The sequence below is a fragment of the Streptomyces sp. NBC_00569 genome (genome assembly GCF_036345255.1).
GTDB lineage: Bacteria > Actinomycetota > Actinomycetes > Streptomycetales > Streptomycetaceae > Streptomyces.
Map to the genome: position 1 here is coordinate 6,456,857 of NZ_CP107783.1, position 21,641 is coordinate 6,478,497.

The following is a 21,641-nucleotide window of genomic DNA, read 5'->3' on the forward strand; positions in this document are numbered from 1 at the left end:
GTCGGAGTGTCAACGGGAGTGGCCGTTGTGCCGCAATTGCCCGGCCGGGAGTGGCGGGAAGGGGTGTTTCGCGCCGCTCACCGGCCGAGTCCCGCCCATGGAACAGAATGTGACCAGTAACACGTTGTCGGGCCGTTCATGTCTGCGGCCGCGCTCGCTGGGTAGAGCTGCCGAGACCGTCACCCACGAGAAGATCGACGACAAGACCCGCGAAGAACCGCGAAAAGGAGGCCTTCATGGCCGCATCAGCGCACCTTCTGCTCTCGGCCCTGTCCAAACAGGCGGACGTCATCCTGCCCGCTCCCGCCCTGCCGCTGCCGGACGAGTTCGCGTTCGGCGCCGAGCTGCCCCTCACCAGCGAACCGCCCCTCGCCGACACGGAGCCGCTGACCAGCGAGCCCGCCCTCATCGACGTAGCGCCCCTCACGAGCGAGCCGACCCCCTCGGGTCCGGTCGCGGGCCTGGACGCCTCGGGGGTCTAGGTGACGCTGGCCCGGCTCGCCGCGCTGCACGGGGTCTCCCCGTCCTACTCGCCGTCCCCCGGCCGCACAGTCGAGGCCCCGGACGCCGCGCTCGTCGCCGTCCTCGCCGCCCTGGGTGTCGACGCGCGCACCCCGGAGTCCGTACGGGACGCACTGGCCGCGGGCGAGGCGGAGGCCGCGGCGCGGCTGCTGCCCCCGACGGTCGTCCTGTGGGCCGGCGAACCCGCCCCGGCCTGGGCGCGGGAACTACCCGAAGGCGTGACGCTCCAGCTGGCCACCGAACAGGGCGAACGCGTCGACGGCTGGCGACCGTCCGGGTCCGTTCCCCTCGGCGTCCACCGGCTGCGCGCCACCGCCCGCGACGGCGCCGCGGCCGACGCCCACCTGATCGTCGCCCCGCCGCGCGTGCGCACCCCGGGCGAGCGCACGTACGGGCTGCTCGTGCAGCTCTACTCCCTCCTGTCGGCGAAGTCCTGGGGCATGGGCGACCTCGGTGACCTGGCCGACCTCGCGGCCTGGGCGGGCCGCACCGCCGGTGCCGGGTTCGTGCAGGTCAACCCGCTGCACGCGGCCGTACCCCGCGGGGAAGGACCCTCGGACCCCTCCCCGTACCGCCCGTCGTCGCGCCGCTTCCCCGACCCGGTACACCTGCGCGTCGAGGACATCCCCGAGTACGCCTATCTGCCCGACACCGACCGCGACCGCGTGCGCGAGCTGCTCACGGAGGCCGCCCGGCTGCGCGACGGCGTCCTGCACACAGGCGCCCTGATCGACCGCGACGCCGTGTGGGACCTCAAGCGCCGCGCCCTCGACCACGTCCTGCGCGTCCCGCTCGGCCCCGGCCGCCGCGCCGCCTACTGGGACTTCCTCGCCGAGCAGGGCGCGGACCTGGACCACCACGCCACCTGGTGCGCGCTCGCCGAGCGGCACGGCCCCGACTGGCACACCTGGCCCGAGCCGTTGCGCGACCCCGGATCGCGCGAAACCGCCGAAGCCCGCGCCGAGTTGATGGACCGCGTCGACTTCCACAGCCACCTCGCCTGGCTCACCGACACCCAACTGGCCGCCGCCCAGCGCTCCGCGCGCGACGCGGGCATGCCCGTCGGACTCGTCCACGACCTGGCCGTGGGCGTACACCCGGAAGGTGCCGACGCCTGGGCCCAGCAGCATGTCTTCGCCGCGGGCATGTCCGTCGGCGCGCCCCCGGACGCCTTCAACTCCCGCGGCCAGGACTGGGGCCTGCCGCCCTGGCGCCCCGACCGGCTCGCCGCCACCGGCTACGCCCCGTACCGCGCGCTCCTGCGCGGCCTGTTCGCCCACGCGGGGGCGGTCCGCATCGACCACGTCATGGGCCTGTTCCGGCTGTGGTGGGTGCCGGCCGGGCAGCCGCCGACCGAGGGCGCGTACGTCCGCTACGACGCGGAGGCGATGCTCGCCGTGCTCGCCCTGGAGGCCGGCCGCGCCGACGCCCTGGTGATAGGCGAGGACCTCGGCACGGTCGAGCCCGGCGTGCGGGAAACCCTGGACGCGCGCGGGGTGCTCGGCACGTCCGTCCTGTGGTTCGAGCGGGACTGGGACGGCACGGGCCGCCCGGTGCCGCCGGAGAAGTGGCGGACGGACTGCGTGGCCACCGCCACCACCCACGACCTGCCGTCCACCGCGGCCCGGCTGACCGGCGACCATGTGCGGCTGCGCGACAGCCTCGGCCTCCTCGGGCGGCCGCTCGCGCGGGAGCAGGCCGAGGCCACGGCGGAAGTCGCCGAGTGGACCGCCCTGTTCGCGCGCCTGGGACTGCTGCCCGGCGGCGGGGGACAGGGCCCTGGCGAGGAGGAGGAGATCCGCGCCGTCCACCGCTTCCTGCTGCTCACCCCGGCCCGCATGGTCGGGGTCTGGCTGCCCGACGCGGTCGGCGACCGGCGCCCGCAGAACCTGCCGGGGACCTGGGACGAGTACCCGAACTGGCGGCTCCCGATCGCCGACCCCACCGGCCGCCCGGTCACCTTCGAGGAGCTCACGGCCTCGCCGAGGGCGCACGCGCTGATCGAGGTCCTGCGGTCCGGGCTGCCCCGTACGGCACCCCCGGGCGCGCGGCCCGTTTAGGTGTTCGCTACGTTTGCACCGTGGACAAGAAGAACGCCCTGCGCGCCGGCGCCCTGGCTGCCGGTACGACGCTGATGATGCTGCTCATGTCGTCCCCCGCGCTCGCGCTGGCGCGCGACGACGGCGACGACCCCGGTAAGGGCCTCACCGTCATCGAGACCCTTGGCCTCTATGTCGTTGCGCCGATCGTGCTGTTCCTGGTGATCGCCGGCCTCGTGATCGTCGGTGACAAGTCCCGCAAGCCGCAGAAGCAGGGCTGACCGCCGCACCTCTCATGTGACGTCTTTGCCGAGGGCGTCCTCGTGTGCACCACGCACCGAGGGCGCCCTCGGTGCGTTCCTCGCCCCGGTCCGCGCGCCCGGCCGGGAGGTTCTACGGCCGCTCGGCCGTCAGATAGCGCTGGAGGGTCGGCGCCAGCCACTCCACCGTCTCGTCGCGGCCGAGCCCGACGGCGGGATCGAAGCGCAGCACGTAGCGGGTGAGCGCGAGACCGAGGACCTGTGAGGCGCAGAGCGCGGCCCGCACCGGGGCCTCGGCGGGGTCGGGGCACACGCGCAGGGCGAGCGGCAGCGTCTGCCTCTTGAAGATGTCCTGCATGCGCTCGGCGCCCGCGGCGTTGGTGACGCCCACGCGCAGCAGCGCGGTGAGGACCTCGTTCTCCTCCCACAGGTCGAGGAAGTGCCGCACGAGGGTCCGGCCGATGTCGTCGACCGCGATCTCCTCGGGGTCGGGCAGCCGCAGGTCCAGGTCGATCGCCGCGGCGAAGAGCCCCTCCTTGTTGCCGTAGTAGCGCATCACCATCGACGGGTCGATCGCCGCGTCCTTGGCGATGGCGCGGATCGTGGCCCGCTCGTACCCGTCGGCGGCGAAGCGTTCGCGGGCGGCCGCGAGGATCGCGGTGCGGGTGGCGTCCGAGCGGCGTGCCTGCCGGGTGGTTCCTGTCATGCCAACAAACGTAGGCCAACACCTGTTGACAGTCCAGAGCGGTGCCCCTAGATTTGCCAACAGACGTTGACCAACAAGCGTTGGCAATGGGCGACCGGGTACAACCGACCTGAGCTTGCAGGCACCAGGAGGCCACCATGAACGCCACCACTCCTCGCACCGTGATCGTCGTCGGCTCCGGCCCCACCGGCCTGCTCCTCGCCGGCGACCTCGCCGCCGCGGGTGTCCCCGTGACCGTCGTCGAGAAGCGCCCCCACAAGATCAGCAACCTCTCCCGGGCCTTCGTCCTGCACGCGCGCACCCTGGAGCAGCTCGACGCCCGCGGCCTCGCCGACGGCATCGAGGCCAAGGGCCGGGCCCTCGACAGGCTGAGCCTCTTCGGCCGCCTCGCCGTCGACCTGAGCGACCTCCCCTCCCGCTTCCAGCACCTCCTGGTCCTGCCGCAGTACGAGGTCGAGGCCGCCCTGCAGCGACGCGCCACCGACGCGGGCGTGAAGTTCTCGTACGAGACCGAGGTCACCGGCCTCACGCAGGACGCGGACGAGGTGACGCTCCAAGTCCGCACAGGGGAAGGCGAGTCGACGACGATGCGGGCCGCGTACGTCGTCGGCGCCGACGGCATGCGCAGCGCCGTGCGCGAGGGCGTCGGGCTCCCCTTCCCCGGTAAGTCCGTCATCCGCTCCGTCGTCCTCGCCGACGTGAAGCTCGCCGAGGAGCCCGAGAACGTCCTCACGGTCAACGCCGTCGGCGACGCCTTCGCCTTCATCGCGCCCTTCGGTGACGGCTACTACCGCATCATCGGCTGGAACCGCGCGCGCAATGTCCCCGAGTCCGCGCCCCTCGACCTCGACGAGATCAAGGAGGTCACCCGCCGCGCCCTCGGTCGCGACTACGGGATGCACGAGGCCCGCTGGATGTCCCGCTTCCACAGTGACGAGCGCCAGGCGCCCGCGTACCGCGTCGGCCGCGTCCTGCTCGCCGGCGACGCCGCGCACGTTCACACTCCGGCCGGCGGCCAGGGCATGAACACCGGACTCCAGGACGCCGCCAACCTCGGCTGGAAGCTCGCCGCGGTCGTCAACGGCCGTGCGGGAGAGGCCCTGCTGGACACCTATGAGGCCGAGCGCCACCCCGTCGGGAAGGCCGTCCTGCGCAGCAGCGGCGGCATCGTCAGGCTCGCCATGGCCAACCGGCCCTGGACTCTCGCGGCCCGCGCCGCCCTCACCGCGTTCCTCGGCCGCGTCCGCCCCGCGCGCACCCGGATGGTCGGCCAGCTCACCGGCATCGGCATCGCCTACCCGGCCCCGCCCCGCGCGCACCGCCTCGTCGGCACCCGCGTCCCCGACGTCGCGCTCAAGGAGGGCCGGCTCTACGAGGCTCTGCGTCAGGGCACGTTCGTCCTGATCGTCCCCGGGGATGCCCACGACAAGGGCGACGACCGCTACGCCGTCACGCACTGGGCCGGCGACCGCCGCACGTCACTCCTGGTGCGCCCCGACGGCTACGTCGCCTGGGTGTCGGACGACGAGCCGGCGGACGGGGGCGTCATCTCAGCCCGCATCCCGGACAGCATCGACTCGTACTCGTTCCGGGCGTAGGCGGCCGGCCGCGACCGGGGCGTCCGGGAGTTCGGTCCGGTATCAGGAGGGCTGCGTGCCCGCCATCAACTGACGGAGCAGGTCGGCGAGTTGGCCGGCCTGCTCCTTGTCGAGCGAGGTGAGCGCCTCGGTCTGCACGGCGAGCCCGGCGCCGACCGCCTCGTCGACCAGCGCCCGGCCCTCGTCGGTGAGTGTCACCTGGAGGCCGCGGCGGTCGTGCGGGTCGGGGGAGCGGCGCAGTAGCCCGCGCCGTTCCAGCTTGTCGAGCCGCCCGGTCATGCCGCCGGTCGTCAGCATCAGTGTCGCCGAGAGCTGACGAGGCGAGAGCGTGAACGGGTCGCCGGAGCGGCGCAGCGTGGCGAGGACGTCGAACTCGCCCCGCGCGATGCCGTAGCGCGCGTACGTCTTGTCGATGCGGTCGCCCATCGCGCGCGAGATCCGGTAGACCCGGCCGAAGACCTCCATCGCCGTGGTGTCGAGGTCGGGCCTGACCTCGGCCCACTGGTCGATGATCGCGTCGACGGCGTCCTTGCTGCTGCTCATGGGGTGAGTATGCGACCCGGGTTCGGTCGGTCGCAAGAAAGTAGATCAGTGAAAAGTAACTTGGAAGGAAGTGACTTGACGGCAAGTAGCTTACGACTAAGCTACTTGCTACGAAGTCACTTCCTCCAACCCATTTCGCCGCGGGGGGCGCCCGATGAAGACGAACAAGCACAGCGTCGAGAAAGGGAACAGGCGCAACGGCGCCGTGATCGCGCTGACCGCGCTGGCCCCGATCTCCTGGGGGTCGACCTATGCGGTCACCACGGAGTTCCTGCCGCCCGACCGTCCGCTGTTCACCGGGCTGATGCGGGCGCTGCCCGCGGGCCTCCTCCTGCTGGCGCTGGCGCGCACGCTGCCGCGCGGTGCCTGGTGGTGGAAGTCCCTGGTCCTCGGCGCGCTGAACATCGGCGCGTTCTTCCCCCTCCTCTTCCTCTCCGCCTACCGCCTCCCCGGGGGCATGGCGGCGGTCGTCGGCTCGATCGGCCCCCTCTTCGTCGCGGGCCTCGCGACGGTCCTGCTCGGTGAACGCCCCACGCGGCGCACGCTGTTGACCGGCATCGCGGCCGCGCTCGGCGTCAGCCTCGTCGTCCTCAAGGCGGCGGGCGCGCTCGACCCGGTCGGCGCGCTGGCGGCGCTGGCCTCCACGGCGTCGATGTCGACGGGAACGGTCCTCACCAAGCGGTGGGGCCGCCCGGAAGGGGTGGGTCCCCTGGCGCTCACCGGCTGGCAGCTCACGGCCGGCGGCCTCCTCATCGCCCCGCTCGCCTTCCTCGTCGAGGGCCCGCCCCCGGCGCTGGACGGCCGGGCCGTCGCGGGTTACGCGTACCTGGCGCTCGCCAACACGGCGGTCGCGTACTGGCTGTGGTTCCGCGGCATCGGCCGCCTGTCCGCGACGCAGGTCACGTTCCTCGGCCCGCTCTCGCCGCTGACGGCGGCGGTGATCGGCTGGGTGGCGCTCGGGCAGGCGCTGACGCCGGTGCAGCTGGTGGGCATGGCGCTGGCGTTCGGCGCGACCCTGCTGGGCCAGCGCCCGCCCCGGATCGCCGCTCTCCCCGCTCCGCAGCCCCGACCTTTCAGTTCTGCTGAAGAGAAAGAGCGGAAAGTTTCGATGGACCTGACGGGTGGGGAGCTGCGACGGTAGTCGGGTCGTAGAGAGATCACAGCTCAGGAGGGGATACGGGATGGCAGTCCTGGACCGGACGACCACCGGCGCCGAGAAGGTCGCAGCGGGGGGCGCGGGGGCGGGAGGGCGTCGCGCGGGCAACGGGCTCGGCACCGGCCTCGCGCTCGCGGTACTCGCCACGGTGGTCTGGTCGGGCAGCTTCGTCACCTCCCGGGCGCTGCACGACAGCGTTCCCCCGATCCAGCACGCGTTCTGGCGCTGGATCATCGCGATCGCCGCGGTGGCGCCGTTCGCGGCGCGCTCCGCCTGGCGGCAGCGGGCGCTGCTCCGCACCCACCTGCGCTTCCTGCTGCTCGCCGCGCTGCTCGGTGTGACCGTCTACAACACCCTCGTCAACCAGGCGGCGATGACGACGTCCGCCGGGAACATGGGCATGATCATGGCCGCGTCGCCGGTCCTGATGGCGGCGTACGAACGCCTCGGCGGCGCGCGGCTCGGGGCCCGCCGGGTGACGGGCACGGTCGTGGCGTGCGCGGGTGTGCTGCTCCTGGTCGGCAAGGGCTCCCTGGCGCCGGACTTCACGGCGGGCGACCTGTGGGTGGTCGCCGCGGCGGTCTGCTTCGGCTCGTACAGCGCGCTGCTGCGGCGCCGGCCGGCGGAGATCGGCGGGCCCGCGTTCCTCTTCGCGACGTTCGTGCTCGGCGCGCTGATGCTGCTGCCGGTGTTCCTCGTCAGCCTCGCCGTGCAGGGCGGCTTCGAGCCGACGGCGGCGACCGTCTCGCCCCTGCTGTACGTGGGCGTGGTGTCGTCCGCCGTAGCGTTCTTCGCCTGGAACAAGGCGATCGCCCAGATCGGCGCGGCCCGCGCCGGGGTCATCTACTACCTCCAGCCGGTGTGCGTGGCCCTGCTCTCCTACGCGGTCCTCGGTGAGGCGATGGGCCGCCTGCAGATCGCGTGCATGGCGCTGATCCTGGCGGGGGTGGCCCTCGGCTCCGCGACCCGGGGCGGGTCCCGGATACGTTGACCCCATGCGCGCCACCGACTGGGACATCAAGAAGCTCGCGATCCTGCGGGCCCTGCGGGACCGGGGGACCGTCACGGCCACCGCGCAGGCGCTGCTCATGACCCCGTCGGCCGTGTCGCAGCAGCTGTCCAACCTGGCCAGACAGCTCGGCGTGCCGCTCCTGGAGGCGCACGGACGGCGCGTACGCCTCACCGACGCCGCCCATCTCGTCCTGCGGCACGCCGAAGCCGTGTTCGCCCAACTGGAGCGCGCCGACGCGGAGTTGGACGCCTATCTGCAGGGCGAGTCCGGGGAGGTGCGGGTCGCCGCGTTCTCCACCGCCGTGCCCGCCCTGGTGGTGCCCGCCGTACGCGCGCTGCGCACCACCCACCCCGGGATCGCGGTCCGGGTGCGCGAGGCGGAGGCGGCGGAGGCGTACGAGCTGCTCTCGGCCGGTGACGTGGACCTGGCCCTGTCGCTCGCCGCGCACGCGCCCACCGCGCGCGACCCCAAGTTCACGCGCGTGCCGCTGCTCGCCGACCCGCTCGACGTGGCCCTGCCGGCCGGGCACCCGCTGGCGGGGGCGGCGGGCCCCCGCCTGGCCGAGCTGGCCGGCGAGCACTGGATCTTCGGCGGTTCGGGACCCTGGTCGGAGATCACGCGGGCCGCGTGCGAGGCCGCCGGGTTCGTGCCGGAGCAGGCGCACAGCGCGGCCGGCTGGACGGCGATCCTGGCGATGGTCGAGGCGGGGATGGGCATCGCCCTGGTCCCGCGCATGGCGGCGGCGGGCCGGGAGGGCGTCGTGATGTGCGCGCTGGGTGAGGACCGCCCGGTCAGGCACGTGGTGGCGGCGGTACGCAGCGGGTCGGAGGAGGCGCCGGCGGTGTCCCGGGTGCTGGAAGCCCTGAGGGACGCCGCGGCGGAGCGCTGACGCCCCGGGACCGACCATTCAGTTCACCTGAACGTACATGTCGAAAAGTTTCGATGGACCTAAGGGCTCGGCGGGTCCGACAGTGGACGTATGACGACATCCGACGCCACGCCGCTCGAAGCCCCCGAGGACCCCCACGCCAACGACGCCGCCCCGTACTCCGGCGGCGACCCGTACGCCGACTACCGCCACTTCGGCGACACCGAGAGCTACGCGGAGCTGGTGGACCTCGCCGACCGGCGCCTGGGCGCGGGAGTCATCGCCGCGAACGACGAGTTCTTCGCCCAGCGCGAGAACCTCCTCGTCCGCGAGCCCGCGGTGTTCGACCCGGAGCACTTCGGGCACAAGGGCAAGATCATGGACGGCTGGGAGACCCGCCGCCGCCGCGGCACCGCCGATTCCCCCTTCCCCGCGCCCGAGGACCACGACTGGGCGATCGTCCGGCTCGGCGCGCCCGGCGTGATCCGCGGCATCGTCGTGGACACCGCTCACTTCCGCGGCAACTACCCGCAGCGCGTCAGCGTCCAGGCGGCGTGCGTGGAGGGCTCCCCGAGCCCCGAGGACCTGCTCGCCGCCGACGTGAAGTGGGAGGAGCTGATCGCGCCGACCCCGGTACGCGGCCACGCGGCGAACGGCTTCACGATCACCTCGGAGCGCCGCTACACCCACCTCCGCCTCTGCCAGCACCCCGACGGCGGCGTGGCCCGCCTGCGCGTGCACGGCGAGGTGGTCCCTGACCCCGAGTGGCTCGACCTGCTCGGCACGTTCGACCTGATCTCGGTCCTCAACGGCGGTACGTACGAGGACGCGTCGGACAAGTTCTACTCGTCGCCCACGCAGATCATCCTGCCCGGCACGTCCCGCAAGATGGACGACGGCTGGGAGAACCGCAGGCGCCGGGTGCACGGCACGAACGACTGGGTACGGTTCCGCCTCGCCGCGCAGGGCGCGATCCGCGCGGTGGAGATCGACACGGCGTACCTGAAGGGGAACTCGGCCGGCTGGATCGCCCTGAGCGGCCGCAACGGCGACACGGGCGAATGGTTCGACATCATCCCCCGCACCCGCCTCCAGCCCGACACCCTCCACCGCTTCAAGCTCCCCGCCCAGGCCGTGGCCACCCACGTACGCCTCGACGCCTTCCCGGACGGCGGCGTCGCCCGCATGCGCCTGCACGGCTCCCTCACGGAAACGGGCCGTGACGCCCTGCGGGAGCGCTACGGCCACACCGAGGCCTGACGGACGACCGGCGGCGGGGCGCGCGATCAGCTCCGCCGCGTCGTACGGCGCCGGCGCCACCAGGTGCGCAGCCACAGGAGGTGCATCCCGCCGAGTGCGGCAATGACCGCCGTGGCGTCGAGGTTCCGCGTCCATGAGTGATCGGGTCCCAGGCCGCTGACTGCCCGGGCGAAAAGGGTCACGTCGGCAGGCAGGGTGACCGCCGCGAGGAACAGAAGACACAGTGTTGTGCCCAGGACCAGCACCACGCTGTACGTGCGTACGGCCCGGCGCTCGTGATCGGGGAGTCCCCTGCTGGGATCCTCCGGGTCCGGCAGGGTGCGGTGCGCGACGCCCACGAGCCGCCGCGCCGCGTACTGAGCGTAAGCGGCCCCGTCGCCGAAAAGGTCCCGGCACCGGGTGAGGTCCTGGAGTACGAAGTACAGGTCGGTGCGCAGGAAGACCAGGAGCTGGAAGGGAAGCGGCAGCAGGGCCAGCAGCGTCAGCGCGGAGAGCAACCGGTGGAGCGTCGTGCCCGGATCCGCGAGGGAGGCGGCCAGGACCCCCGTCGCGGCAACGGCCAGATTGGTGGCGATACCGGCCAGATAGGCGGTCAGCCGGTGCCGCCGGGGCGCGAGTTCGATACCGCTGATGTCCGTCTGCACCACGAGGAACTGCAACCGTGTGCCCAGCCGCATCCGGCCGGGCACACCGGTGGCCCGAGCCACCAACAGATGGGCGCACTCGTGCACCAGGAGCAGCGTCCAGCCCGCGGCGGCGCTCATGCCGATGACCAGGTCACGAGTCAGCCGGAGTTCCTTCCCGTGACGGGCGAGGGCCGGGACCCGATGCCCGAGTCGCAGGCCCTGGTGCGGCTCATCGACGAGCTGCGTCCCGCCGTCCAGTTCTCGCTGCACGGCGTCGAAGTCGGCGGTTCCTTCCTGCAGTTGACGCGCCAGGTCCCCGGTGCGGCAGAGGTTTTCCGTGGGGTGGCTGCCCGTCAGCGCATCCCTCTCGAGCTGCGCCCGTTCGACGGCATGGGCTGGTACGTCGACGCCCCCGGCGTGCTCGTGCTGCCCGGGGCACAGGCCGCCGACGAACGCGATCCGACGGGTTTCACGTCCGAGGCCACCTGGACGTACGCCATGCGGCACGGGACGGTCTCCGCCGTCGTCGAGACGCCGTACTGGGCCGTGCCCGCGGTGAGTGACGCGCGCCCCACGGCCGGCACCCGTGAGCGTGAACTCGCCCGGCTCGGCGAGCTGTTGCTGAGCCGGACCAAGCAGCTCGAAGCGGTACTCGGGGAGTGCACCTCCCGGGTGCCCGAAGAGCGGCTGCCCTTCCTTGCCGCAGCCAAGGAACTCATCGAGGTCGCCCCGGGCATCGTCGACACCTGGACGTCGTACGACGCGCGCGAACTCGGTGCCGCCGACCTCGCCGCCACCGTCGGCAACTCCGTCTCCCTCGGCATCTCCGCACGCCGCACCCCGCTGCGCGCCGCGGCCATGCTGCGCGGCGCCCTCGGTGAGCGGCCGGCCCCCGCGGACGCGGCCGTCGCGACCCGGCTCGACGGCCTGGTCGGTGACTGGTGCCAGGACATGGAGCGGCAGTACGAGCCCCGCTGGGTGCCGCTGACTGCGCAGACGAACCTGCACACGCAGACCATGCTGGGGGTCGCCCGGGCGGCGGCCTGAGGACGCGGCAAAGGAGGAGGGGCGCCCCGCACGCGGCGGGGCGCCCCTCCTGGACCAGGTGGTGACGTACTACGCGTCAGCCCCCTGCGCCCGCAGCGCGCGCTCCACGCCCGCTCGGGATTCCGAGACCAGGCGGCGCAGGGCCGCGTTCGGTTCGGCTGCCGTGAGCCAGGTGTCCGTCGCGTCCAGGGTGGACTGCGAGACCTGGATCGCCGGGTAGAGGCCGACCGCCACCTGCTGGGCCATCTCGTGGGAGCGGGACTCCCACACGTCCTTGACCGCGGCGAAGTACTTCTCCGTGTACGGGGCGAGCAGCTCGCGCTGGTCGGTCTGGACGAAGCCGGCGATGACCGCCTCCTGGACCGCGTTCGGGAGCTTGTCGGACTCGACGACCGACGCCCAGGCCTCCGCCTTCGCCTCGGCGGTGGGGCGCGCCGCGCGGGCCGTCGCCGCGTGGCGCTCGCCCGCCGCGGTCCGGTCCCGCTCGTACTCCGCCACGATCTCCGCCTCGTCGTAGCGGCCGACCGCCGCGAGCCGCTCCACGAACGCCCAGCGCAGCTCCGTGTCGACGGCCAGGCCCTCGACGGTCTGCGTTCCTTCGAGGAGCGCCTCGAGCACGTCGAGCTGCTCCGGTGTGCGGGCCGTCGCCGCGAACGCGCGGGCCCACGCCAGCTGGTGGTCGCTGCCCGCCTCCGCTGCCCGCAGGTGCGCCAGCGTCGCCTCGGTCCAGGTCGTCAGCGCCGCGTCGCGTCCCACAGGGGCCGAGTACAGGTCGATGGCCAGCTTCACCTGGCGGTGCAGGGACTGCACGACGCCGATGTCCGTCTCCTTGCCGATGCCCGACAGGACCAGCTCCAGGTAGGCGCTGGTGGGCAGTTCGGCGTCGCGCGTCATGTCCCACGCCGACGCCCAGCACAGGGCGCGCGGCAGGGAGGACTCGAAGTCGCCGAGGTGCTCGGTGACGAACGCGAGCGACTCCTCGTCCAGGCGGACCTTCGCGTACGACAGGTCGTCGTCGTTGAGGAGGATCACGGCCGGGCGGCGCTTGCCGGCGAGCTGCGGGACCTGGGTCAGCTCGGTGGCCGTGACGTCCAGCTCGATGCGGTCGACGCGTACGAGCTTGCCGCCCGCGGCGCCGGCGCCCGGAGCGGACAGGTCGTACAGACCGATCGCGATGCGGTGCGGGCGCAGCGTCGGCTCGCCCTTGGCGCCGGCGGGGAGCGCGGGCGCCTCCTGCCGGATGGCGAAGGACGTGATGACGCCGTTCGCGTCCGTCTCGATCTCCGGGCGCAGGACGTTGATGCCGGCCGTCTGGAGCCAGGCCTTCGCCCACGCCGTCAGGTCGCGCCCGCTGGTCTCCTCCAGCGCGCCGAGCAGGTCGGACAGGCGCGTGTTCCCGAACGCGTGGCGCTTGAAGTACGCCTGCACGCCCTGGAAGAACTCGTCCATGCCGACGTACGCGACGAGCTGCTTGAGGACGCTGGCGCCCTTGGCGTACGTGATGCCGTCGAAGTTGACGAGGACGTCGTCGAGGTCGCGGATCTCGGCCATGATCGGGTGCGTCGAGGGCAGCTGGTCCTGCCGGTACGCCCACGTCTTCATGGAGTTGGCGAACGTCGTCCACGAGTGCGGCCAGCGGCTGCCGGGGGCGTACGCCTGGCAGGCGATGGACGTGTACGTGGCGAACGACTCGTTCAGCCAGAGGTCGTTCCACCACTCCATCGTCACGAGGTCGCCGAACCACATGTGGGCCAGCTCGTGCAGGATCGTCTCCGCACGCACCTCGTACGCCGCGTCCGTCACCTTCGAACGGAACACGTACTGGTCGCGGATGGTGACCGCGCCCGCGTTCTCCATCGCCCCCGCGTTGAACTCCGGCACGAAGAGCTGGTCGTACTTGTCGAACGGGTACGCGTAGTCGAACTTCTCCTGGAACCAGTCGAAGCCCTGCCGCGTGACCTCGAAGATCGCGTCCGAGTCGAGGAACTCGGCGAGCGAGGGCCGGCAGTAGATGCCGAGCGGCACGGACTGCCCGTCCGCGCCCTCGTACGAGGAGTGCACCGCGTGGTACGGGCCGACGATCAGGGCCGTGATGTACGTGGAGATGCGCGGCGTCGGCTCGAAGTGCCAGACAGTCCCGTCGGGACCCTTCGGCTCCGGGGTGGCGGAGTTGGAGACGACCGTCCAGCCCGCCGGTGCCTTCACGGTGAACTGGAAGGTCGCCTTGAGGTCCGGCTGCTCGAAGGAGGCGAAGACGCGGCGCGCGTCCGGCACCTCGAACTGCGTGTACAGATAGGCCTGCTGGTCGACCGGGTCGACGAAGCGGTGCAGACCCTCACCCGTGTTGGTGTACGCGCAGTCGGCGACGACCCGCAGCTCGTTCGCCCCCGCCTTCAGGTGCTTGAGCTCGATCCGCGAGTCGCGGAACACGGCGGCGACATCGAGCGAGTGCCCGTTCAGGACGACCTCGTGGACCGCCGGGGCGACCAGGTCGATGAACGTGTGCGCGCCCGCCTCGGCGCTCTCGAACCGCACGCCGGTCACGGACCGGTAGGTGCCGCCCTCCTGCGCTCCCGAGAGGTCCAGCTCGATCTCGTACGACTCGACATCGAGCAGTTTCGCCCGCTGCTGCGCCTCTTCACGGGTCAGATTGGTGCCAGGCACGCGGTCATCTCCTAGATCCGGTCTACGTTTTTGACGTTTCCGGTCATCCTTCCACGAGGGAAGCGGAGAGCGCGATGTCCGTTTTCCGCCGGTGGTCCCGCGCGCGCGGGACGAGCCTGGAGTACATGACCACGTACACCGCACAGCCCATCGCACCGGCCGCTCTCAAGGAGCTGCGGGACACCGACGACGCGGGCCGCCCCTGCGTCGCGTTCACCGCCACCGACGACGCGGCCGTCGGATCCCCGCTGCGCTGCTGTCTGCGCTCCGTCGAGCCCGGCGAGCGGATCGCGCTCGTCTCGTACGCGCCGCTGCGCCGCTGGAGCGAGGCCACGGGCGCGCACCCGGGCGCGTACGACGAGCAGGGCCCGGTCTTCATCCACGCCGACGACTGCGGCGGACCGGCCGCGGACGCCGCCGGCTACCCCTTCGACCGGCCCGGCGCCCTGCGCACCGTGCGCCGCTACGACGCCGAGGGGCACATCGTCGGCGGACGCCTCCTGGAGATCCCCGAGGACGCAACGGCCGGCTTCGACGCGGCGTTCGCCGAGGCGTTCGGCGACCCGCACGTGGCGCTCGTCCACGTGCGGGCCCTCGAATACGGCTGCTTCCAGTTCGAGGTGCGCAGGCCGCGGTAGAACCGCCGCGCGTCCGCGGCGGCCGGGCGTCAGCCCTTGAGCTCGGCCGCCACCAGCTCCGCGATCTGCACCGCGTTCAGCGCGGCGCCCTTGCGGAGGTTGTCGTTCGAGACGAACAGCGACAGACCGTTCTCCACGGTCTCGTCACCGCGGATGCGGCCCACGTACGAGGCGTCCTGGCCCGCGGCCTGGAGCGGCGTGGGGATCTCGGAGAGCGCGACGCCGGGGGCGCCCGCGAGGAGCTCCGTGGCGCGCTCGACGGAGAGCGGACGGGCGAAGCGGGCGTTGATCTGGAGCGAGTGGCCCGAGAAGACCGGCACGCGCACGCAGGTGCCGGAGACCTTGAGGCCCGGGATCTCGAGGATCTTGCGGGACTCGTTGCGGAGCTTCTGCTCCTCGTCCGTCTCGTTCAGACCGTCGTCGACGATGGAGCCGGCCAGCGGCAGCACGTTGAACGCGATGGGCCGCTTGTAGACCTGGGGCTCGGGGAACTCGACGGCGGAGCCGTCGTGCGTGAGCTTGTCCGCCTCGGCGACGACCTTCTGCGCCTGGCCATGCAGCTCGGCGACGCCCGCGAGGCCCGAGCCGGAGACCGCCTGGTAGGTGGCGACGACCAGCGCTTCGAGGCCGGCCTCCTCGTGCAGCGGACGAAGGACCGGCATCGCGGCCATCGTCGTGCAGTTCGGGTTGGCGATGATGCCCTTGGGGCGGTCCGCGATCGCGTGCGGGTTGACCTCGGAGACGACCAGCGGGACCTCGGGGTCCTTGCGCCAGGCCGACGAGTTGTCGATCACGACCGCGCCCTGGGCCGCGACCTTCTCGGCGAGCGCCTTGGAGGTGCTTCCACCGGCGGAGAAGATGACGATGTCGAGGCCCGTGTAGTCGGCCGTCGAGGCGTCCTCCACCGTCACACCGTCGATGACCGTCCCGGCCGAGCGGGCCGAGGCGAACAGGCGCAGCTCGTCGACCGGGAAGTCCCGCTCGACGAGGATCTTGCGCACGACCGTGCCGACCTGACCGGTGGCTCCGACGATTCCGACCTTCACAGGGTTTTCCTCCGTACGTACACGAACAGAACAGCGGGGGTGCCGCTCCATGATGCGTCTGTCCCCGGCCGCCTTGTCCAATCCATTGTCCGGGGTGCGGGACGCCACATTCATCCCTGTCTCACGGTGCGAACGTTTCGCCCGGTCCCGGCGTCCTAGGGGAAACGCGGGAGAGCCAGGGGGAGGGGAGGGGCATTGCTGCGCAGAAGAACGCGCCGCGCGGAGGCGGCCGATCCGCTGGATGCCGCACAGGAGGACCGGGTGCGGGCCGTCCTGTCGCTGGGCGGGGTGCCGCACGGCGACCTTCAGGACGGCGTGCAGCAGGTGCGGCTGCGGCTGCTGGAACGGGCCGCGCGGGGCGACGAGGCACCGCGCGACGTGTCGGCGTGGGCCGCCGTCGTCGCCTCGAACCTGGCGATGGACTGGCACCGGGCGCGCCGCCGCCAGGAACGGCTCGGAGAGCGCCTCGCCTCGCTGCGCCAGGAACAGCCCGCGCAGGACGGCGCCGAGTCGCGCGTCCTGTCGCTGGCGGTGGCGCAGGGCCTGGACGAGCTGCCGGACACCCAGCGCCAGGTCGTCGTGCTGCGCTTCTACGCGGATCTCCCGGTACGGGCGATAGCCGAGGAGCTGGGCATCCCGGAGGGCACGGTCAAGAGCAGGCTGCACACGGCGGTACGGATGCTGCGGGCGCGGCTGCGCGAAGGGGAGGTGGTGTGACATGGAGCACGAGGACCGCGCGCTGATGACGGCGCTCACCGGGGAACCGCTGCTCCCGCAGGACGCGGCCGACCCCGAGACGGTCGCCGCGCACGCGGCGGCGCAGGCCGATGTCGCGCTGCTCGCGGAGCAGGTGCGGGGGATCGGGGACGCGCTCGCCGCGCGGGCGCTGCCGCGCCCCGCGCCGGTGGCCGCCCGGCGGCCCCGCCGCAGGCCCCTCGCCGTAGCCTTCGGGGCGCTCGCCGCCGCCTGCGCGGCCACGCTGCTCGGCGGGCTGGTGTGGCTGGGTGCCGTCGCTCCCGGCGGCGGCGCCGACAACAAGTCCGCGGCGGACCACGGTGGGGCCGCGGACAGCGGGAAGCAGGGCGCGGACGTGACGCCGGAGGGCTTCGTGGCGTGCTCGCGGCTCATCGTCGAGGGCACGGTCGTCAAGGTCGAGCCCGTGCCCGGCGCGGAACGCGACACGATCACGCTGACCGCGACCCGCTACTACAAGCCCGCCGAGGGACCGGAGAAGGTCACCTTCCGGATGGATCACGACGTCGACCCGCGCCTGAAGCCGGGCGACCGCACGCTGATCAGCATTCCCAAGGGCGAGGAGTTCCCGGACAACTGGGCAGTGAAGGCGGCGGACCGCGCGTCCCTGCGCGACATGGTCGTCAACGCACTGCCCGGCTCCCGCGCCCTGACCTGCTCGAAGGCCCCCGGCCCGGGCGTGTGACGGCTCGTTCCGACGGGACGGCGACGGGGGCCGCAAAGGGGAACGGCACAGGGAACGGCAAAGGGCGGGCGTCCCTCAGGACGCCCGCCCTTTGCCGTTACCGGACTACCGGGTCACCGTTACGGCGTGACCTTCTCGATCTTCACGCTGCCGAGCCCGGCGACCGTGCCGCGCCCGTTCAGGAGCTGCACCTCGCCGAAGAACTCGCGGCCCTCCGGCGCGGCCGCCGCGGCGACGACCTCGGCGGTGACCTGGGTCGAGTCACCGTTGCCGAGCTTCACGGACTTCGCCTCGTCGACCTTGACCTGGCCGAGCGTCGGGGAGAAGAACACGTCGCGGTAGTCGTACTCCGTCGAACCGGACGGGACGGAGTAGCCCACGACCTCGACCGTGTAGGTGCCGGCGGCCGGCTTGCTGATGCTGACGGCCTCCTCGGAGTCGCCGTCGGCGGACTGGGCGACCTGGTTGCCGTCCTGGTCGTAGACCGTCAGGTCCAGGTCGGCGGCGTTGTCGGAGACGCCGCCGATGGCGACGTCCAGACGCTCGGCGCCCGCGGGGACGACGACCGTGGAGGTCTGCGTCTCACCCTCCTTGACGGACGGACGCGCCGTCTTGGACGAGCCGAGCGGACCGCCCTTCAGCTTGCCGTCGAGCGCGGCGAACTTGTTCGTCACCTTCCACGAGACGGCGGCCGGGGTGCCGACCTTGGCCTCGGGGACGGTCTGCACGGCCGGGTCGAAGGCCGCGCCGAGCACGGCGACGTCCAGCTTGTACGGGTTGTCGAGCTGCGGCGACGTACGGCGCGCCTCGACCTCGATCTCCCAGACACCGGCCTGCGGGTCCGCGTACGAACGCAGGTCGGGGCGGCAGACGTTGTCCGGGTTGTAGTTCGGGTAGCAGCTCGGCGTCGACGTGTCGTCCACCGGGACGCCGTACGGGTGGATCGAGATGAAGCGGGTCTGGCTCTTGTCCTTCAGACCGCTCATCGCGACCTCGAGGGACTTCGCGCCCTCGGGGACCGTCAGGAAGTACGACTTCGTGCTGTTGCGCTGCACGGAGCCGGAGTCCGAGAACGTGTACGACGGCTTCGCGAGCGGCGTCGCGACGACGACGGTCGCCATGACCTGCTGGTCGACGCCCTCGGTGCGCGGGTCGTCCACCTCCAGGATGGCGCTGCGCAGACCGGCGCTCTTCGGCGCGGCCTGCACCTTGACGGTGACCGGCTTGTTCAGCGGCAGCGAGACGGTGTCGTCGCCGACGATGCGGAACGTGGAGCCCGAGTTGTTCTTGAGGGACAGCTCGTGGCGGACCGCACGGTCCGGGCCCGACGTCCGCGTGACGGTGACGTCGTAGGTCTTCTTCTGGCCGGCCTTGAGGCCGCCTTCGCGGTCGTAGATGCCGGTGCCGAAGCCCGGGTCCAGGAGCGCGTAGTCGATCGCGGTGTCGACCGGGGCCTTCACCGTGTAGGCGTGGGCGTCCGCGCCGCGCTTGATGGACTTCCACGCGTCGACGATGTCGATGAGACCGGAGCCCTCGGCGTACGCCTGCTCGCCGCTGATGTGCTTCGCGGTCGAGGTGAGCGCCGTGCGCAGCTTCGCCGGGGTGAGCGCGATGTGCTTCTGCTTGGCGGCGGAGAGCAGCAGGGCCGAGGCGCCCGCGGCCTGCGGGGAGGCCATCGAGGTGCCCTGGAGCATCGAGTAGCCGGCCGGCAGGGAGTAGCCCGCCTCGGCGACCGGGGAGCCCGGCAGCCAGGTCTGCGTCGTGTTGATCGCGGCGCCGGGCGCGGTGATGGTCGGCGTGAAGCCGCCGTCCTCACGCGGGCCGCGCGACGAGAACGGCATCATGGCGTAGCGCTTCGTCACGCCGGAGCCGTAGTTGGCGGCCCAGGTCTCCTTGGAGATGGACGCGCCGACGGAGATGACCTTGTCGGCGAGGCCGGGGTCGCCGATGGTGTTGGCGCCGGGGCCGGAGTTGCCCGCGGAGATCACGAGCTGGACGCCGTAGGTGTCGATGAGGCGCTTGTAGAGCAGCGAGCGGGCGTTGTTGCCGTCGTTGAGGGCGGGCAGGCCGCCGATCGACATGTTGACGATGTCGACGCCGCGCTTGGTGACGAGGTCGACCATGCCCTCGGTGAGCGCGACGTTGGTGCAGCCGCCGGACCAGGTGCAGGCGCGCGAGGAGACGATCTTCGCGCCGGGCGCGGCACCGCTCATCTTCCCGCCGAACAGGCCGTTGGCGGAGGTGATGCCCGCGACGTGCGTGCCGTGCTCGGACTCGATGACGCCGATGTTGACGAAGTCGGCCTTCTTGCCGACCCAGTCGCCGCCGTACGGGTCCATCGGGACGTCCTTGCGGATCTCCACGACGAACGGGATGCGCTCGACGACGTCGGTCGCCGGGTTGTCCTTGCCGAAGTACCCGATCTGGTAGCCGTCCTTGTACGGCTTCATCGGGGTGTCGTCGGTGAAGTCGGCGTTGTCGTTCAGGTCGACGGTGACCGTGCCGGCCTTGGCGTCGTAGAGGACGGCCCAGGAGTCGGTGGTGTCGCCGTCGCGGTTCAGGTCGCCCTTGGCGTCGCCGCCCGTGGTGGCGGACTCCTTGAACGTCGAGACCTGGTACGCGCCGGCGGCGGCCTTGAAGGTGCGCCCGCCGTAGGTGAACGTCGGGCCGGCCACGGGGGTGACCATCGCGCGCCAGGTGGCGTCGCCGTCGACGATCGGGTCGGTCGAGGTGACCCAGTCGACGATCTTGCGCTCGCCGGTGGTGGTCTTCTGGAGCGCCGGGTGGCCGAGGTCCACACCGGAGTCGAGGATGCCGATCGTGACGCCGCGGCCGTCGGCCTTCGGGTTGTCCTTCACGAAGTCGACGGCGCCCGTCTCGAAGGACGGGTTGTACGGGTTCTTCGCCGGGGTGCCCTTGCCGGGCGCGGCGTACGAGCCGGAGGCGCCCTGCGAGCCCTTGGCGGTGTCGCCGGCAGGCGTCGGGTCGTCGAGCTCGATCTCTTGGCGCAGGTCGATGCCCTGCACGGAGGAGAGCTTCTCGGCCGCCTTGATAGCGGCGTCCGCCTTGGCGGTCGGCACGGTGGCGCGGACGTAGCCGAGCTTGTCGTAGGTCCGGCCGACGGAGCCGCCCTTGACGGCGTCGAGCTGGTGCGCGACCTGCTCGGTCGAGCCGGGCGTGGTCGCGACCATCATGGTCACGTTCTTCTCGCCGGCCGCCTCGGCCTGGTCGAGGAGCTGCGCGTCGGACGAACCGAGCTTGTCACCGGCCGACTTGACGGGTGCGTCGGTCGACGGAGTGGTGTGCCCGTCCGCGGAGTAGGCCAGGGGTATCGGCCCGGCTGCGGTGAGCGCTGCGACGAGGCCGGCGGCGGCCGCGAGCCGGGCCGCCCGTCTCGCTCCGGATATCGGTGCGCGCTGGGGATCGAGGGTCATCAGCATCCCTGTACGTAAAGGTCGGAAAGGGTCCGGAATTCGGTGCCGGATGACCGGTCAGCTTTACGTAAGTGACGCCTGTTTGGGGAGAGTTGCCCGTGACGTGATCAGGTCATGGCGTACTTCCGCCATACGTCATCGCGGACAAAGCGCCGCATACGGGGAAACGCGCACAGCGGGGCACGGTGCACGCGCACCGCGAGAGGCCCCGCCCGCCGCGTCGCCGACCCGCACGTTCACCACCCCGACCCGCCGCGGACCGCATAACGTCACCGTGTGCACAGGGAACTGAGGGTCGCGGCCTACGCAGTCTGCGTACGGGACGGGCAGGTGCTGCTCGCCCGCTGGGTGGCCGGCGACGGCACCAGACGCTGGACGCTGCCGGGAGGCGGCATGGACCACGGCGAGGACCCGTACGACACCGTGATCCGCGAGCTCGACGAGGAGACCGGCTACGCGGTCGAGCCCGTCACCCTGCTCGGCGTCCACTCCGTCCTGCGCCGCTACCCGCGCAAACTGGGCGCCGTCGCCGACTTCCACGGACTGCGCCTCGTCTACGAGGGCCGCATCGCCGGCGGCGAACTGCGCCACGAGGTGAACGGCTCCACCGACATGGCCGCCTGGCACACCCTCGACGACGTGTCCCGCCTCGCCCGTGTCGAACTCGTCGACGCGGGCCTCGAACTGTGGCGCGACAGGCCCACGTCGGGCCACCTCTTCCCCGAAAAGTGAACACGGAGTGACCGGCTCCTCTACGGCACGCGAGGCGTGCGTGACCGCGCAG

19 protein-coding genes are annotated in these 21,641 nt (G+C 72.1%); 13 read left to right on the forward strand and 6 right to left on the reverse strand.

All coding sequences use genetic code 11. From position 1 onward, the window contains the following. Window positions 1–236 precede the first annotated feature (236 nt). From OHO83_RS29070 to OHO83_RS29080, 3 genes are read left to right on the forward strand one after another with little or no spacing between them, the layout of a single operon-like run. The gene (locus OHO83_RS29070) at window positions 237–482 is read left to right on the forward strand and encodes a hypothetical protein (protein WP_100594170.1); all 246 of its coding nucleotides are present in this window, start codon (window positions 237–239) and stop codon (window positions 480–482) included. Continuing rightward, the gene (malQ, locus tag OHO83_RS29075) at window positions 483–2,582 is read left to right on the forward strand and encodes a 4-alpha-glucanotransferase (protein ID WP_266670584.1); all 2,100 of its coding nucleotides are present in this window, start codon (window positions 483–485) and stop codon (window positions 2,580–2,582) included. It begins immediately after the preceding gene. Window positions 2,583–2,602: 20 nt separating this feature from the next. Beyond that, window positions 2,603–2,842 carry a hypothetical protein gene (locus tag OHO83_RS29080; protein WP_116512957.1) on the forward strand — a complete coding sequence of 80 codons (240 nt, stop codon included), beginning with the start codon at window positions 2,603–2,605 and terminating at the stop codon, window positions 2,840–2,842. A gap of 112 nt (window positions 2,843–2,954) precedes the next feature. Here the strand turns inward: OHO83_RS29080 and OHO83_RS29085 are convergent, their stop codons facing one another. Further along, complete coding sequence (locus OHO83_RS29085; protein WP_266670581.1) at window positions 2,955–3,527, reverse strand: TetR/AcrR family transcriptional regulator; 573 nt, start codon at window positions 3,525–3,527, stop codon at window positions 2,955–2,957. Window positions 3,528–3,664: 137 nt separating this feature from the next. Here OHO83_RS29085 and OHO83_RS29090 point away from each other — a divergent pair, with 137 nt between their 5' ends. Continuing rightward, complete coding sequence (locus OHO83_RS29090) at window positions 3,665–5,125, forward strand: FAD-dependent monooxygenase (RefSeq protein ID WP_330279949.1); 1,461 nt, start codon at window positions 3,665–3,667, stop codon at window positions 5,123–5,125. 42 nt (window positions 5,126–5,167) lie between these two features. On the opposite strand, the gene OHO83_RS29095 is transcribed toward OHO83_RS29090, so the two are convergent. Continuing rightward, window positions 5,168–5,668, reverse strand: coding sequence for a MarR family winged helix-turn-helix transcriptional regulator (locus tag OHO83_RS29095; RefSeq protein WP_266670577.1), 501 nt, complete (start codon window positions 5,666–5,668; stop codon window positions 5,168–5,170). A gap of 154 nt (window positions 5,669–5,822) precedes the next feature. Between OHO83_RS29095 and OHO83_RS29100 the strand changes: the two genes are divergently transcribed. From OHO83_RS29100 to alc, 4 genes are all read left to right on the forward strand, one after another. Continuing rightward, window positions 5,823–6,809, forward strand: a complete 987-nt coding sequence (locus tag OHO83_RS29100) for an EamA family transporter (protein WP_330279950.1) — start codon at window positions 5,823–5,825, stop codon at window positions 6,807–6,809. A 40-nt stretch (window positions 6,810–6,849) separates the two neighbouring features. Next, window positions 6,850–7,815 carry a DMT family transporter gene (locus OHO83_RS29105; protein WP_330279951.1) on the forward strand — a complete coding sequence of 322 codons (966 nt, stop codon included), beginning with the start codon at window positions 6,850–6,852 and terminating at the stop codon, window positions 7,813–7,815. Window positions 7,816–7,819: 4 nt separating this feature from the next. Then, window positions 7,820–8,725 carry a LysR family transcriptional regulator gene (locus tag OHO83_RS29110; protein ID WP_330279952.1) on the forward strand — a complete coding sequence of 302 codons (906 nt, stop codon included), beginning with the start codon at window positions 7,820–7,822 and terminating at the stop codon, window positions 8,723–8,725. A 90-nt stretch (window positions 8,726–8,815) separates the two neighbouring features. Beyond that, window positions 8,816–9,964 carry an allantoicase gene (gene alc, locus OHO83_RS29115; RefSeq protein ID WP_266670569.1) on the forward strand — a complete coding sequence of 383 codons (1,149 nt, stop codon included), beginning with the start codon at window positions 8,816–8,818 and terminating at the stop codon, window positions 9,962–9,964. A 26-nt stretch (window positions 9,965–9,990) separates the two neighbouring features. Here the strand turns inward: alc and OHO83_RS29120 are convergent, their stop codons facing one another. Further along, the gene (locus OHO83_RS29120; RefSeq protein ID WP_330279953.1) at window positions 9,991–10,728 is read right to left on the reverse strand and encodes a hypothetical protein; all 738 of its coding nucleotides are present in this window, start codon (window positions 10,726–10,728) and stop codon (window positions 9,991–9,993) included. Window positions 10,729–10,767: 39 nt separating this feature from the next. On the opposite strand from OHO83_RS29120, the gene OHO83_RS29125 reads away from it, so the two are divergent. Then, the gene (locus OHO83_RS29125) at window positions 10,768–11,637 is read left to right on the forward strand and encodes a hypothetical protein (protein ID WP_330279954.1); all 870 of its coding nucleotides are present in this window, start codon (window positions 10,768–10,770) and stop codon (window positions 11,635–11,637) included. Between the two features lie 69 nt (window positions 11,638–11,706). Here OHO83_RS29125 and pepN read toward each other — a convergent pair whose 3' ends face one another. Continuing rightward, window positions 11,707–14,301, reverse strand: coding sequence for an aminopeptidase N (gene pepN / locus OHO83_RS29130; protein WP_330279955.1), 2,595 nt, complete (start codon window positions 14,299–14,301; stop codon window positions 11,707–11,709). A gap of 125 nt (window positions 14,302–14,426) precedes the next feature. Here pepN and OHO83_RS29135 point away from each other — a divergent pair, with 125 nt between their 5' ends. Next, on the forward strand, window positions 14,427–14,939 hold the full coding sequence (locus OHO83_RS29135) for a DUF1203 domain-containing protein (RefSeq protein ID WP_330279956.1): 513 nt from the start codon (window positions 14,427–14,429) through the stop codon (window positions 14,937–14,939). Window positions 14,940–14,968: 29 nt separating this feature from the next. Here OHO83_RS29135 and OHO83_RS29140 read toward each other — a convergent pair whose 3' ends face one another. Beyond that, window positions 14,969–15,985: an aspartate-semialdehyde dehydrogenase gene (locus tag OHO83_RS29140; RefSeq protein WP_266670561.1), complete on the reverse strand. Its 1,017-nt coding sequence runs from the start codon at window positions 15,983–15,985 to the stop codon at window positions 14,969–14,971. A 195-nt stretch (window positions 15,986–16,180) separates the two neighbouring features. On the opposite strand from OHO83_RS29140, the gene OHO83_RS29145 reads away from it, so the two are divergent. Together OHO83_RS29145 and OHO83_RS29150 are read left to right on the forward strand one after the other, a co-directional pair. Further along, window positions 16,181–16,702, forward strand: a complete 522-nt coding sequence (locus OHO83_RS29145) for a sigma-70 family RNA polymerase sigma factor (protein WP_227294681.1) — start codon at window positions 16,181–16,183, stop codon at window positions 16,700–16,702. Window position 16,703: 1 nt separating this feature from the next. After that, entirely contained in the window at window positions 16,704–17,423 is a 720-nt protein-coding gene (locus OHO83_RS29150) for a hypothetical protein (protein ID WP_266670558.1), read from the forward strand. Window positions 17,424–17,542: 119 nt separating this feature from the next. On the opposite strand, the gene OHO83_RS29155 is transcribed toward OHO83_RS29150, so the two are convergent. Next, window positions 17,543–20,857, reverse strand: coding sequence for a S8 family serine peptidase (locus tag OHO83_RS29155; RefSeq protein WP_266670556.1), 3,315 nt, complete (start codon window positions 20,855–20,857; stop codon window positions 17,543–17,545). Between the two features lie 276 nt (window positions 20,858–21,133). Here OHO83_RS29155 and OHO83_RS29160 point away from each other — a divergent pair, with 276 nt between their 5' ends. Next, on the forward strand, window positions 21,134–21,589 hold the full coding sequence (locus OHO83_RS29160) for an NUDIX hydrolase (RefSeq protein WP_266670554.1): 456 nt from the start codon (window positions 21,134–21,136) through the stop codon (window positions 21,587–21,589). Window positions 21,590–21,641 lie beyond the last annotated feature (52 nt).